The sequence below is a fragment of the uncultured Clostridium sp. genome, assembly GCF_910588715.1.
Classification (GTDB): domain Bacteria; phylum Bacillota; class Clostridia; order Clostridiales; family Clostridiaceae; genus Clostridium.
Genome location: NZ_CAJURG010000002.1, coordinates 376697 through 390019 on the forward strand (window position 1 = coordinate 376697; position 13323 = coordinate 390019).

Consider the following 13323-nt stretch of genomic DNA (forward strand, 5'->3'; position numbering starts at 1 on the left):
TCTATTCCTCCATAATACTCTTTAATTCCTTCTTATATAAATCTCCTAAGATTTTCTCTATAATCTCTTTCAGTTCTTCTTCACTACTTTTTTTAATAGCTTCTCTAAAACTTTTTTTCTCTATTATTTCTCCATTTATATGACTCATTATATTTATCTGAGTTTCTGTATTTTTTTCTGGAATTAAAGAAACAATTGCAAAATCAATTTCATTATTATTTTCTACTAACTTTTCTTTTAATCTTATAATTCCAAATTTACAAGAGGTAATCTTTTCATCTTTACAATGTAAAAGCATCATATTAAATCCTTTTAAATAAGTGCTAGATTTCATTTCTCTTTCGATTAATGATTTCTTTATTTCTTTAGAATGGCTAAGGTTATCTGCAAAAATACTACTAGCCACCCCCATCAAATCGTTTACTGATTCTACATAATTTAACTCTCTTAAGACTACACCTTCTATTATTGAAACTATTTCTGTACCTAAATTTGTTACACTCTTTATTTTATCTTTATCACACTTAAGCTCTTTTTTTGCTACTTTTTTTAATATTCTATTTTTAGAATATCTATGAATAAACTCTTTTAGCTTTATTTTATCCTTTTGCAAAAACATTGGATTTAAACAAATATGTTGATAATCCACATCTAGTTCTACTGTTGATATTATAAAATCAATTCCTTCACTTTTTAACTTATCTGTATCAATATTTATAGCTGATATACTTCTTTTTATATCTAAGTTTTCAAACTCTTTTTTTATATTTACAGCTAACAGTCTAGATGTTCCAATTCCTGTTGGACATGCAATTACAACTGATAAATTTTCATTTTTTATATTTTCTTCTATTGCTGCTGCAATATGCATTGCTATATATGCAACCTCAGATTCCGGTATTTTATCTAATTTAGTAATTTTCTTTAATATTTCACAAGCCTTTTCGCAAGAATTATATACTTCTTTATACTTTTCCTTTATATTTTCTAATAATGGATTCCTAATGTTAAGCTTCATAGTCATTCTGCTAACTGCTGGAACTAAATGATTATATAAATCTCTATTTAATTTCTGTTTATTAGCTATTTCAATATTAAAGTCTTTTTCAACTTCTGATATTATATAATTACAAATTTGTTTAATATCTAAATTGTCTAAATTAATATCATTTTCTACTTTGTTTAATCTTAATCTTGCTCCCTTTAAATGCATTGTTATATATCCAATTTCATCCTTAGGAATTTCGATAGCAAATATCTTTTCTAATTCCTTTGCAATCTCAGTTGCAAATAAAAATTCTGATAGTATTTCTAATTGACTTAATGATTCTTCATCCATTGAAATTCTTTCACCATTTTTTATTCGTTGAACTGCTAATGATAGATGAACAACTAGTCCAATATAATCGCTATCTATAAGCTTAAAACTAACTTTTTCTTCTAAATCAGATACTATCTTTTCTATATCTCTAATTATTTTTTTATCAATAAAACTAAGCATTCTATTTTCTATTGAGAACTCTATACTATTTTCGGTATTAGGAGTATTCAATGATTTTTTTAAAAGCTTTATTAATTCTTTTTCATCTAAGGTTTTATATAAAATATCAGCTAATACCTTCCTGTAATTCTTTTCATTTCCCTCTAGATAAATACCTAATCCTTGTTTTCTAATAAGCTTAATATCAAATTCCTTTAGCCATTCCTCAATTCCATCTAAATCATTACTTAGTGTTCCTTCAGAAACCTTTAATTGATTAGTGAAATAAAATAATTTCAATGGCTCTTTACTTACTAATAACTCACCTAATATGATTTTCTTTCTTTCATCTTTGGTATATTCTTTTTGAACGTTTTCAACTTCTAGAAGTTCTAATATTAATTGTTGATTTTCTAAATTTTCATCTATTATTAAACCTACACCAGGTTTTTTAATGAAATTAAATCCATTTTCATCTAACCATTCTTCAATCTTAGGCATCTCTCTTAATACTGTTCTTGAACTTATATTTAAGCTTTCAGCAATTGTTGAAACTGTTATAGGATTTTTAATAGTTGATTTAGTTAAAATCTGTATAATTTGTTTTTGTCTAGACATTAATTTTTTCTTTTTCATGAGATCTCCTATTGGTGACATTTTTAAATATAAACTTCTTACAAGTTTATTTTATTCTTTTTATTCGTTTACATCAATTAATTCATATGACATAAATGTCTTTATCACTTAGTGACAAATCTAAAGATATTTATGTCATTAATATAATTATATATTTTTAAATTATAATTACAAGAAAAAAGAAGTGCTATAAAAAGCACTTCTACTCTACCTTATAATTCTTTATTGCTAATTTTAAAGCTTCATCTTCTAAGTCAGAATATCCCTCAAAAATAATTTTATCAACATCTTCATTATTAAATAAAAATTTATAACTATCTCCTAAATATCCTTCTGGATATAAAACCCCTAGATAATCCCAAAGCTTTTCTTCTTCACCTTGAAGTTGCATTCTCCCTATTATCATAAGTTTTTTAAATCCACCTTTTAAAACTACAATCGATCCTAATGATAAAAGTTCTTCCTTATTATTTTCCACTTTATGTACCCCCTCTACAATGTAATATTTTAATATCATCATTATAGATTATACATACTTATAGAAAATTATAATAGATATTTCAAAAAACTCTCTTATTTATATTTTTATATATAAAAACTTAATTAAAATAAAAAGGACTATATCAAAATCTACTTCATTAGAATTTGATATAGTCAATATTATTTTTAATACTATTTATTATTCAACAGTAACTGATTTAGCAAGATTTCTTGGTTTATCTATGTCACAACCTCTTTCAGCTGCAACATAATATGCTAATAATTGTAATACAACAGCTCCTAATACTGGTGCTATTCTCTTTGAAATTTGTGGTATTCTTATAACTTCATCAAAAATAGATAAATCTAAATCTTGATTTTCATAAGCTACACCAATAATTTCAGCTCCTCTAGATTTAACCTCTCTAATATTACTAATCATTTTATCCATTAAATTAGTTTGAGTTAGTAATGCTATTATTTTAGTTCCTGGCTCTATTAAAGCTATAGTTCCATGCTTAAGCTCTCCACCAGCATATGCTTCTGAATGGATATACGCTATTTCCTTTATTTTAAGAGCACCTTCTATAGCTAAAGCATAGTCAACGTCTCTTCCTAAATAGAATAAATCTCTTTCATTAGCTACAAGTTTTGCAATTTCATATATTTGCTCTTTTTTCTCTAAAACTTCTTCTATTTTACTTGGTAATTCTAATAATGAATTTTTTATCTCAGCTTCTTCCTCTGGATTTAATAATCCTTTTAAATCAGCTAAATACATTCCTAATAAATTCATTATAACTGCTTGAGTTGTATAAGCCTTAGTTGATGCTACTGCAATTTCTGGTCCAGCCATAGTATATATTACACTATCTGCTTCTCTGGAAATACTGCTTCCAACAACATTAGTTATAGCTAAAGTCTTAGCCCCTATCTTTTTAGCATCTCTAAGAACTGCTAATGTATCAGCAGTTTCTCCTGATTGGCTTAGCGTAACTATAAGTGTTTTATTTGTTACTATTGGATTTCTATATCTAAACTCCGATGCTATTGCTACTTCAACAGGTATTCTTGCTAAATCTTCAATTGCTACCTTACCAATTAGTCCAGCATTATATGCAGTTCCACAAGCAATAATATATATTCTATCTATATTTTCAAGCTCATCTGCTGTAAGTTTAAAATCTCCTAAATTAACTTTTTCATTTAAAGATACCTTTCCTGACATTGTATCTCTCATAGCCTTTGGTTGTTCATGAATTTCCTTTAACATGAAAGAATCATATCCACCCTTTTCTGCTGAGTCTTCATTCCATGTTACTTTATATATCTCTTTATTAATTCTTTCGCCATTTGCTTCAAACACTTCTACTTTATCATTAGTTAATACAACAAATTCATTGTCTTCTAAAAGATATATATCCCTAGTATAATTTAATACTGCTGGTATATCTGAAGCTATAAATGATTCATTTTCTCCTATTCCAACTATTAATGGACTGTCTTTTCTAACGGCTACTATTTTATCCGGTTCTTGTCCACAAACTACACCTAAAGCGTAACTTCCTTCTAATTTTTCAGTAGCTTTTACTACAGCTTCAAAAAGATTTCCATCATAATAATAATGAATTAAATTAGGTATTACTTCTGTATCAGTTGCTGATTTAAATTCATACCCTTCGCTCTTTAACCATTTTGTAAGTTCATTATAATTTTCAATAATACCATTATGAACTACAGTAATATCACCTTTTGAAGTTTGGTGAGGATGAGAGTTTACATCTGATGGCTCTCCATGAGTTGCCCATCTTGTATGTCCAATTCCTATTGTTCCATCTGCTGAATTACTCTTTAATTCGTCAACAAGATTTGATAAACGTCCTTTATGCTTTCTTATTTCAACATTACCATTATTAATAACTGCAATACCAGCTGAATCATATCCTCTATATTCTAACTTAGATAATCCTTCTATTAAAAAATCACTTGCTTTTTTTCTTCCTACATAACCAACTATTCCGCACATATAAAATCTTCCTTCCCATTATACACTTTTTATTTTTATAAAATTTTATTGTAAAATCTAGCATTTAATTTTAAAATACAAATTAATACTTAACTAGATTACAATGAAGGTTTTAACACCTGACTAGACCTGTCCTACAAATCACTTCATAGTTTTACTAGTCGCTAACGGTAGTGCGATACCGTGGGGCACCCGCCGAAGAATTCGATACTCCCCATCCTCGTCAACTCCTAAGAGTCCTGGCGCTTTAAATTAAAAACTTATTCCTATTATCACTCTCCCTTTGCTAAAGTTAATAAATATAATAATATTCATTTAACACTATTAATTTTATATTCATTAAGTAAGTACTTCAATTAATAGATGCCACATAATTGTCACTAATTAATTAGTGACAAAATTAAACAATTTCATAATATAAAAAATTAACTCAAAAAGTCATAAACTTATTAAAATAAATTTAGATATATCATAAATAAAATTAATATAATAAAAAAAGAATTTATACTAATATTAAAATTTCTGATTAAATATAAGTATAAACTCTTTTCAATTATTAAATTATACTTCTAATGATTTATAAATTGCCTTTGCTACTCCATCATTATTATTATTATCAGTGATATATTTTGCAATTTCTTTAATTTCTGGAATTGCATTTTCCATAGCATAAGAGTTCTCAAATTCAGTAAACATAGAATAGTCATTAAAACTGTCTCCAAGAACTATTACTTCGCTTTTATCTATTCCCATTTTTTTAATAGTCTTTGCTAAAATTAGACCCTTTTGAGCTTTAATATCACTTATTTCAATATCATTTGAAAAAGTTGATGCAATTGCTAAATCTGAAGTGTTTTCTCTTAAATTTTCTTTTAAATCTGCTATTAACTTTTCATCATTATCAAAAGTTACTATTTTTAATATATCTATATCACTTTCTAAAATATCATAAACATTATCTATCTCTTTAATACCCCTTTGTTTACCAAACTCTTCAACAAATTCTATTACTTCTTCTTCAGTCATCTTAGGATTAAATAATTTAAATCTATCAATAATAGCCTTTTTGTCGCTTTCTTTATTTGTTATGTAAGTTCCTTTATTAGTCATTAATTGAATACATAAACCAGCTTCATTTAACATATCTATTACTATTTTTACGCTATTTTTATTCATATGAACGCTTTCAATTACATTTCCCTTTACATCTCTGTATTCTGCACCATTATTTAAAATACATTCACATTTTAAATCACATTCTTCTAAGTAATATTTTACTGCTTCATAATCTCTCCCAGTTACAATTGTAAAATGTCTTCCCATCTCTTGTGCTTTTCTTATAGCTTTTAAATTTTCTTCTGATATTATATGGTCATCATTTAATAATGTTCCATCCATATCACTTGCTATTAACTTTATCATAAATTAGTCCTCTCTTCCGTATTTAATTCATATATATTATAACAGAGTTTTTTTATATTTATTTAAATTATATAATCCCAATTTCAAAAATCAAAGTAAAAAAATAATAGATATTATAATAAAACAACATTTATCATAATATCTATTAATATATCTTTTTAACTTTCCAAATTTTTAAGCTGCAATAGCGTTACCACTATTTTCTTTACCTTTAACAATATCATCAACAAATCTTTTACCATATGGTAAACATAATTGAATAAATGGTCCTATTGCTAACATAGAAATTATAGTACCTATACCAATTTTTCCACCTAAAATAAATCCAACTACTAAGAACGTTGCATCTAAAGCAATTCTAATCCAACGATATTGGAATTTTAATTTATCTTGAATTATAAAAGGAACTATGTCATTTGGAGCAACTCCAATATCAGCTGCTGACATTACCGAAAATCCAATTGCAATTACAAAGCATCCTACTAATACTAATATCATTTTTAAGAAAATATTAGCTGACTCTACTGGGAAATATGAAACTGCCTTTACACCTAAATCTATTATTGGCCCAACACCAACAACACAAATTAAAGTACCTATCTTTATCTTTTTCATATCAACTATAAGTATTCCAATAAATAATATTATTAATATTATCATATTTGCAACACCAGGAGTTACTTCAGCACTTCCTGAAATCATATGTACTATTGATAGATTTTTTAATCCTGTTTTATTTAGAACCGTTGCCAATCCTTGCGTAAAAACAGTAAATGGATCAGATCCAATGCTTGTCTTTAAAAATAACGCAACTCCAAATTGAATTATACTCATTCCTACAAAAAATAATACTAAACGTTTAATTAAATTAATTGCTTTATTCAATTTTTTCACCCTCTACTACTCTATTTTTTTCTTCGACTTAATACTACATCTTCTAAAACATTTACATTAATTTAAAATTACTTTATTATTTTATCTAAAAATTATTATTTTGTCAAAAATTTATCATAATTTTAGTCATTGCAATATATTCAAATAAATTCAGTTTAATAAATAACCCCTAAAGCATTATCAAAATCACTTTAGGGGTTATATCTAAATTAAATGTCTATATACTTTACCAAAATACATTCCACTTCTATATACATCTAAATTTCCAAAACTATCTATTAAAATAATATCTTTATAATTAAAATTATCTATATGGAAATTTTTAAAATCTGTAAATCCTACTATATAAACATAATTGCTATTATTAATTTTTATATAAGAACATATATCAATATTATTTTTATCTAAATACCTTCCATATATTAAACTTTCCTCTCCAAAAAATTTTGTATCTAACTTTATTAAAAACCCATTTTCTTTTTTATTACCTTCTTCTACCTTAAGTAAATTTTTTGTTATTGGAAATTTTTCATTTGAAGTCGTTAGTCCCATTATATATGCACACTCATTATTATCTACTGCTACTGAATATCCTATATCGTCTCCATCCCCACTTAAATAAGTTGAGTATAAAAGACTTTCTTCTCCACTTTTAGTTAAATCAAATTTAACTAAAAAAGCATTATTTAAAGAGTTAAAACTAGATTTTTGATATCCACTATCTGTTGTTTTAAAGTCATTTGATTTAGTAACTCCAGTTATATAAACATAATCATTATGATCTATAGCTAATGAGTAAAAACTATCACTTATTGTACCACCAAAATATGTTCCATATAATAGTCCCTCTTCCCCTGTTCTTTTTGTATCTAATTTAAGTAAAAATCCACATCTATTTTTTTCATTATTAACATTTTTATATGAATTATCTGTTATTGGAAAACCCTTATTTGATGTTGTATCTCCTACAACATATATATTTTTATTTTTATCTAATGCGATAGAATATATATAATCACTGCCATTTCCACCCAAATAACTTCCATATATTAGACTATTTACTCCAACTTCATTTGTATCTATATTTATTAAAAATCCTGTTATATCACCACCTGGATAATTAGATAAATATGCCCCTTCTGTTGTTGGAAATCCTTCTGTAGAATTTGTAATTCCAGCAACATATACTCCACCATTATAATCTACAGCTAAAGAAATCCCCTCATCAACACCATTACCACAAATATACGCTCCATATTCTAATGAAGCTTGACCATTTTTAAGTAAATTTATTTTTGCTATATATACACTATAATCCTTTCTTGAATAAATAGGCTTATATATTCTTTTTTTAGGAAATTCTTGAATATTTGTAACACCAGTAATATAAATACAATTATCATTATCTGAAACAATAGAATTTTCTCTAGATGTAACTTTAGTTGACTTAAAATCATCAAATAAAAACTTTGTATTTATTTTTAATACTTCATTTAAATCGCGGTTTAATATATTAAATTTAACTTTTAAATTATCTTTTATTTCAAAATCACATTCTACTTTCTCTTCATTTCCTTCTTGAATACCTTCCAACTTTAAGAGCTTAATAAACTTATTATCAAAAAAAACTACTAAGTTTTTCTCATCATCTATTTCTATTTTATCTGCACCTTCAAAATTTAAACTTATACAATTTGAATTTTGATTAGGTTGTACAATAAACTCTAATTTCAAATCATTTTGCTTCCCATAATACAACAAATCCACTCCTGAGTAAATTTCACTATATAATACCTTTTCATATATAGGTATAAAACTTTTCCAATCCGATTGATTATTTCCCTCAAAATAATTTATTTTGCAATTAAATTCATTTTTACCTATTATTTGAGGGGTTTTATTAGAATCTTCAAAGCTTATTCTAATTACATTTGACTTATATTGATTTAAGCTATTTAAAGTTGACTTTACTGTTAAATTATTATCTAAATCTTCTACCTCTTCTTTCAAGTTACTATTAAATGCTAAAACTAGCTCTTTATCAGTAAAAAATGTTGTACACTCCTTTTTATTTAAAATAAATTGTACATCTTTGTCATGTTGTCCTATATTTCTTTCAAAAATTAATGGCAAGCTATTTAAAACCTTCGGTAATTTTAATTCTTCCAAATATACCATCCCTTTAAAGTATTTTTATATATATTAAAATATGTTTATATTAATTTAATTATCACTATTTAACTATAATAAAAGGAGGTTAACAATTAGCTAACCTTCTTCTTTTTATATTCTATTTATTATAAAAAATATATCTTTAACATTCACAACTATCTTTTTCTTCATGCACACATTCAACATATTTTTGGAATGCTTTATCTAATTTTTTTTCTAAACATTGAACATGTTCAAGTTTTTTTATTGTACAATTAAGATCATTTACTGCTTCTAAAACTTCTTTTGTAATTTCTTTTAATATCATTTCTACATCCCTATTTAATTTTTTACATTCACAACTATCAGCATTGCAATCATAACAATTACAATCATCATCTAACCATTCTTCTATTTTAACATAGCTTTCTAAAGTACATTGTTGATCTTTTAGTGTACATTTCAAATTACAAACTACTTCAATTAATTCTTCTAAATTTTCATCTAAACTATCCTTGAAATCTTCATTATTCATTAAAAATTCTTTTACTAAATCATGAAGTTCTTTTAATTCTCCACAACAAAGCGGATTAACCTTATTACAACTATTACAATTACAATTATTATTTCTGCATCCCATGCTCTTTTCCTCCGTACAGTATATATAAGATATTCTCATATAATATAATCTTAATATATACTATGAAGGAAATTTGAATTAGTTACTTAATATTTCTTATAATATAAATTCATTTTAATAAAAATCTGTTTTAATTTCTATTCTTTATTTCATCCATAACTCTATAGATAAAGCTATTTAAATCTACAGATCCTTCATCACCATTCTCTCTACTTCTTAATGAGATAGTTTTGTCATTTTTCTCTTTCTCTCCTACTACAATAATATATGGAACTCTTTCATTTCTAGCTTCTCTTATCTTATATCCTATTTTTTCAGTACGTAAGTCAACTTCAACTCTTATTCCTTTAGATTCTAGGCTTTCTTTAATTTCATCAGCATAATCAACAAACTTATCAGAAATAGGTAAAATTTTAACTTGAATTGGTGAAAGCCATGTTGGAAACTTACCTGCAAAATGTTCAATTAATATTCCAATAAATCTTTCAATACTTCCAAAAATAACTCTATGAATAACTATCGGTCTATGCTTTTCACCGTCACTTCCAATATAGTCTAATTCAAATCGCTGTGGTAATTGAAAATCTAATTGAATAGTTCCACATTGCCATGTCCTTCCTAAACTGTCTTCAAGATGAAAGTCTATTTTAGGTCCATAAAACGCTCCATCACCTTCATTAATTTTATATGGTAAATTCATTTCCTCAAGAGCAGCCTTTAGCGAATCTTCGGCCATATTCCAATCCTCATCACTACCCATTGAATTTTCTGGTCTTGTAGATAACTCAACACCATATTTAAATCCAAACTTTGAATAAACTATATCAATTAATGAAACAACACCTTTTATTTCTGCTTTTATTTGATTTGGCAACATAAATATATGAGCATCATCTTGAGTAAATGCCCTTACTCTCATAAGACCATGTAAAGCCCCTGAAAGCTCATGCCTATGAACTCTTCCAAGCTCCCCAACTCTCATTGGAAAATCCCTATAAGAATGTGTTTCTGTTTTATAAACAATCATTCCACCTGGACAATTCATAGGTTTTAGTGCAAATTCTTCATCATCAATGATTGAAGTATACATATTTTCTTTATAATGATCCCAATGACCTGAAGTTTCCCATAATTTTTTATTTAACATTATTGGTGTTTCAACCTCAACATATCCAGCCTTCTGATGTAACTCTCTCCAATAACTAATTAAATTATTTTTTAGTGTAACTCCTTTAGGTAAGAAAAATGGAAATCCTGGCCCCTCATCAACAAAAGTAAATAACTTTAATTTCTTACCTAATTTTCTATGATCTCTTTTTTTTGCTTCCTCTATATTAATTAAATAAGTTTTTAAAATTTCTTTATTAGCAAATGCTACTCCATAAATTCTTTGTAGCATTTTATTTTTTTCATTACCTTTCCAGTAAGCTCCTGCAACGCTAGTTAATTTAAAATCCTTTATTCCTTTAGTAGATAAAAGATGTGGGCCCCTACAAAGATCTATAAAGTCTCCTTGCTTATAAAGAGAAATTGTTTCTCTCTCTGGAAGTTCTTTTATAAGTTCTACCTTATAAACTTCACCTCTTTCCCCCATTAATTTTAAAGCCTCTTTTCTACTTACTATCAATCTTTCTAATGAAATATCTTCCTTTATAATTTTATTCATTTCTTCTTCTATTTTAACTAAATCATCATTATTAAATGGTGTTTCAATATCAAAATCATAATAAAAACCATTTTCTACTGTTGGTCCTATAGCTAATTTTACATTTTTATAAAGTCTCTTTACAGCTTGAGCCATTACGTGTGAGGTAGTGTGTCTCATAACCTCAATTCCAGCTTCATCTTCATAGGTTACTATATTCACCTCATCATTATCTTTAAGATTATAATCCAAATCAACTAAGGTTCCATTAACTTCACCTACAACTGCAGATTTTCCAAGCTTTTTACTAATTAATTTAGCTAAGTCTAATACACTTGAATTTTCTTCAATTTCTATTGTTGATCCATCTTTTAACTTTACATTAATCATTTCACATCTACCTCCTTCGTAGTTATTTTTAATATAAAAAAACATCCATCCCTAAGCTTGGGACGAATGCTATATCCGTGGTTCCACCCAAATTGAATTTAAAAATTCAATTCATCTTTAAAAGTGTTATCGATCTTCACCGATGGTATTTCTCATTATCTTGATACTAAACCATAACTCCAGGGTAGTTTTCTTATAGGCATATTTAAAAGTGCTTTCAGCCTATGACACTTTTTCTCTAAAAACTGTATTCTATAATACTTTTCCCTTTCAACGTATACTAAATATTAATTACATTTACTATTATACGAAATTTATATTAAAATAATACTAACACTTTTACATTTATTTGTAAAGATTTTTATTTTTCACCATACTCCTTGTAATACATAATTTTTAAATTTATTTTTGGATATATCTTACTAAACTGACTAATAACATAATAACAACTAGGACATGGTTCCCATTTACTGTACAAAATAAGTTGTCCTTCATCAGATAAGCTTCCATTTTCTATAAGCTTATGTATTCTTTCAAATATCTTCTTTTCACTATCATTAACTCTATTATATCCTATCCCTAATTTACCTAGCTTATTTACCTTACAACTTTCAAAATATTCTTTACCTAAAGGTATTCGTGTACAACTATTTTCAATATCATTTTTTCCACTAACAGCTCTAAATTCTTCATCATTATATATTGCTATTGCCATATTTACAGAGTCTTGAATTACAATACTTTGATTAATTTTATATGTATTATCACTATGTTTTATAATATATTTGTCTAAATTCTTAATCAATCTTTTCATTCTAGGAATATAACTTTTTATATGCTTATAATATTCAACACTTCCTTTTTCTGCTTTAACATAATCAAAATTTATATCTTTTGGTACTTCAATTATTAAAGTTTTAATTTGACTATTTTTATCATAATCTTCTTTTACATTTTTATTATTAAAAAGAATAATTCTTTTTAATAATTCAATATCTTTTGAATAAATATATTTTCTATCAATTTCATCTTCTAATTCTTCTAACTTTAATTTTCCTTCTTCATTAATCTTTCTTGATATAGAGTTTTTAATTTCATCTACTATTCTTAAAATATCTTCTACATCATCTTGACCAGTTAATATTCTTTCATACTCAACCCTATCTATAATTAAAGTTCTTATATCACTTATTTTTTTACATAAATTATTATGCTCTTCTTCAAAAAGAATCTCATCTCCTATATAATTTATAAAATCTATGATTCCACTTACCTTATAAGTAATCTTTTCATCCTCTAAAATTTTATACATTTTATCTATTATTTTTTCACTAATATTAAAATTATGAATCATTTCTTTTTTGAAATTTTCTCTTGTTAATATACTAAAATTATAATTTTCAATCTTTAATGCATTATTAAAATCATTTAAACTTTTAATTTTAATTCTTTTCTTTTTTACACTATTTACTTTATCAATTGTTTTAATCATAATTACCGTTATTGAAAACTTATAAAAATCTATAAAAAATTATAAAATCTTATGTTTCATTCCTTTT

Annotated in this window: 9 protein-coding genes and 1 other annotated feature; all 9 genes read right to left on the bottom strand. The window is 25.8% G+C overall.

The genetic code is table 11. The features are described from left to right. Position 1: 1 nt before the first annotated feature. Positions 2–2116: a PRD domain-containing protein gene (locus tag QZ321_RS06480; RefSeq protein WP_291747094.1), complete on the bottom strand. Its 2115-nt coding sequence runs from the start codon at positions 2114–2116 to the stop codon at positions 2–4. Positions 2117–2318: 202 nt separating this feature from the next. Beyond that, positions 2319–2594 carry a DUF4176 domain-containing protein gene (locus QZ321_RS06485; protein ID WP_291747096.1) on the bottom strand — a complete coding sequence of 92 codons (276 nt, stop codon included), beginning with the start codon at positions 2592–2594 and terminating at the stop codon, positions 2319–2321. A 201-nt stretch (positions 2595–2795) separates the two neighbouring features. Next, on the bottom strand, positions 2796–4622 hold the full coding sequence (glmS, locus tag QZ321_RS06490) for a glutamine--fructose-6-phosphate transaminase (isomerizing) (protein ID WP_291747098.1): 1827 nt from the start codon (positions 4620–4622) through the stop codon (positions 2796–2798). A gap of 561 nt (positions 4623–5183) precedes the next feature. Next, a complete protein-coding gene (locus tag QZ321_RS06495) occupies positions 5184–6044 on the bottom strand; it encodes a Cof-type HAD-IIB family hydrolase (protein ID WP_291750285.1) in 861 nt (286 codons plus the stop codon). A 174-nt stretch (positions 6045–6218) separates the two neighbouring features. Continuing rightward, positions 6219–6929, bottom strand: coding sequence for a hypothetical protein (locus QZ321_RS06500; RefSeq protein WP_291742169.1), 711 nt, complete (start codon positions 6927–6929; stop codon positions 6219–6221). A gap of 213 nt (positions 6930–7142) precedes the next feature. Beyond that, positions 7143–9107, bottom strand: a complete 1965-nt coding sequence (locus QZ321_RS06505) for an SBBP repeat-containing protein (protein WP_291750283.1) — start codon at positions 9105–9107, stop codon at positions 7143–7145. 145 nt (positions 9108–9252) lie between these two features. Then, entirely contained in the window at positions 9253–9729 is a 477-nt protein-coding gene (locus QZ321_RS06510) for a hypothetical protein (RefSeq protein ID WP_291750280.1), read from the bottom strand. A gap of 130 nt (positions 9730–9859) precedes the next feature. Continuing rightward, positions 9860–11764, bottom strand: a complete 1905-nt coding sequence (gene thrS / locus QZ321_RS06515) for a threonine--tRNA ligase (RefSeq protein ID WP_291750277.1) — start codon at positions 11762–11764, stop codon at positions 9860–9862. Between the two features lie 55 nt (positions 11765–11819). Continuing rightward, positions 11820–12047: a binding site (T-box leader), on the bottom strand. A gap of 78 nt (positions 12048–12125) precedes the next feature. Then, a complete protein-coding gene (locus QZ321_RS06520; RefSeq protein ID WP_291750274.1) occupies positions 12126–13256 on the bottom strand; it encodes a deaminase domain-containing protein in 1131 nt (376 codons plus the stop codon). Positions 13257–13323 lie beyond the last annotated feature (67 nt).

Coding starts and splice junctions, on each gene's coding strand:
- QZ321_RS06480 (WP_291747094.1), bottom strand. CDS start 2,116: ATGAAAAAGAAAAAATTAATGTCTAGACAAAAACAAATTATACAGATT.
- glmS (WP_291747098.1), bottom strand. CDS start 4,622: ATGTGCGGAATAGTTGGTTATGTAGGAAGAAAAAAAGCAAGTGATTTT.
- QZ321_RS06495 (WP_291750285.1), bottom strand. CDS start 6,044: ATGATAAAGTTAATAGCAAGTGATATGGATGGAACATTATTAAATGAT.
- QZ321_RS06510 (WP_291750280.1), bottom strand. CDS start 9,729: ATGGGATGCAGAAATAATAATTGTAATTGTAATAGTTGTAATAAGGTT.
- thrS (WP_291750277.1), bottom strand. CDS start 11,764: ATGATTAATGTAAAGTTAAAAGATGGATCAACAATAGAAATTGAAGAA.
- QZ321_RS06520 (WP_291750274.1), bottom strand. CDS start 13,256: ATGATTAAAACAATTGATAAAGTAAATAGTGTAAAAAAGAAAAGAATT.